The 2,027-nt window shown below is 50.1% G+C and carries 1 protein-coding gene; it reads right to left on the bottom strand.

Annotated elements, in window-relative coordinates:
• Window positions 1-129: 129 nt before the first annotated feature.
• The gene (locus EOW68_RS18225) at window positions 130-1,896 is read right to left on the bottom strand and encodes a transposase (RefSeq protein ID WP_128226573.1); all 1,767 of its coding nucleotides are present in this window, start codon (window positions 1,894-1,896) and stop codon (window positions 130-132) included.
• Window positions 1,897-2,027 lie beyond the last annotated feature (131 nt).

Here is a 2,027-nt window from a genome sequence, read left to right as displayed (position 1 = left end):
TGAGGGCACCGTAGAAAGGGGTGTTCCGCCGGGAACACCCCGCCCCAATCACCAGTGAATATTACACCGGAAGCGAGCCGTCACCACAGAAGATCTAGCTGACAGCGACAAACAGAATTGTCTGCCCCACTATCCCGTCGATTTCTCTTGCTTCGCCTCCGATTCCAAGAATCCGGAGGCTCGCTTCAGGTTTCTCCCGATAGCTTTCGCTATTGACCCGTTTTTCACCTTGATTTTCCCTGCGAACTTCGTTTTCTCACCCTCTCTGTGATACATCTCGTTCATCAACGACTCAGCGCCGGCACGCAACTTCAGAAACTCCTGTTCAGCCGGATCATCTAACCGCTTGCGTCGCTGCGCAATTTCTACCCGCCGTTCTCTGAAACCGTAGCTATAGTGTTTCTGTTGTTCCTTGACGAAACAGCTCTCTCTGTGCGGACACTCGTCACAGAACTCCTTCTCCATCTTTCCAGAAATACGACCGGTTTCGTAGTGGTTCTGGTCGAATGGTTCGTGTCCGGCAGGACACGCAACCATTCTCGCCCCGTCCCACTCCGGCGCAGCCAGCGACATCTTCTCCGCTCCAGGCCGTTGACCGACGATTCCAGAGAAGTGCTGCGTGATCTCCTGATCACGGCAGCGCTTCTCTACTTCCTTGTGCGTGTACCCGCCATCCACGAGCAGGTCACGTAACCCAGTCTCAGTTGAGAGGTTCGTTACGTCCTCGTCAAGGAGGTCGCCGTCGTCCGTGTTGTTGGTATCGACCCGAACCGCAGTGATGAGTCGGAATGGATTCTCACCATTGCACGTCTCCGCTACATTCGCCTTGTATCCGTGATAGTCCTCACCGTTCTTCGAGCGGTAGGTTGCGTCCTCATCGTGAGGGTTTTGCATCGTGCCACTGTCGATCTCGTCGGGCTCTTTCAGCCCGACGTGATCGGACTGGTCATCGGCGTTTTCTCCGGATGAGCCTGTGTTTTCTTCATTTTGTTCAGTGTTGGTACTCTCTTCGGGAGCCGTGTACGTTCGGAGTGGTTGCCAGTCCGGTGACGATTCGTCACCGGGCTGGCGTTGATCAGCAGACTCGTCCGCATCCTCGTCGTCTTCGAGTTCAGCAATGTGATAACACTGTTCGTCAAGGACTTGCTGGAGATGAGCAAAGCTCTCCAACTCGGCGTATTCATCATCATCTTCGAACCGATCAACAAGCCACGCAGTATGCTCGGCGAGTGTTTCCATGGTTCCTGGAATTTCGCCTGGCTCAAGTTGGTAAGACAGTTCCAGGTTATCAGTGTCTGCAAAGTCGTCGATACCAGCGGGTAATTCCTGTACGATCTCCTCCGGGAGATCGCACAGGAAGTTGTGAACGACTTTGGCAAGAAGATCAACGCGGGACAGTTGCTTAATGTTCGCCTCAATGAACGTCGAATCCATCCGCTGTGTACTGGCATCAATTTCAAACTCTTCTTGGAAATAGCTGCGGTGATCTTCGAAAACCTCGTGTAACAGATCTTCACCAGTCTCTTCTTCGTGTTCTGTCAACCGGCGGCGGAAATTGGTGAACGTCTTTTGGCAGATGTTGTCGCCAAGTGTCTCTTTCCCTAGTGCGTTTCTGACGCGAAAATCGAAGATATAGGCGTATTCAAGTTCTTCGTCAGAGAGATCGAGCAGGTGTTTGATAATCTCCAGTGAGACAAGCTCATTGACAGGCTTGTTCGGACGGCTATACCCGTCGTGGTATAGCCGCTCGAACTTTGTTTCATCTATTTGAGTAAATATATGTTGATAAAAATGAGTTGACCAGTGATTTTGTAATTTCTCGTCAATACTGGTAGAAAGGTTCTTTACGGGCGAAAACAGTTTTTCTTGTTGATACTCATTATTTTCTTTAAACACGTTATCAACCAGTTTATTGATTTAACGGGACGCTGATGTAAATAACCTATGAAAATTATAGATCAAAGTTAGAACAGAGTTCTCTGATGAATTCCAATCACTTATCGACTACCCTTTCTACGGTGCCGTCA

The sequence above is a fragment of the Halovenus amylolytica genome (assembly GCA_004015825.1).
Classification (GTDB): domain Archaea; phylum Halobacteriota; class Halobacteria; order Halobacteriales; family Haloarculaceae; genus Halovenus; species Halovenus amylolytica.
The sequence above is the reverse complement of the archived record's forward strand: the minus strand, read 5'-3'. Positions and strand labels throughout refer to the sequence as shown.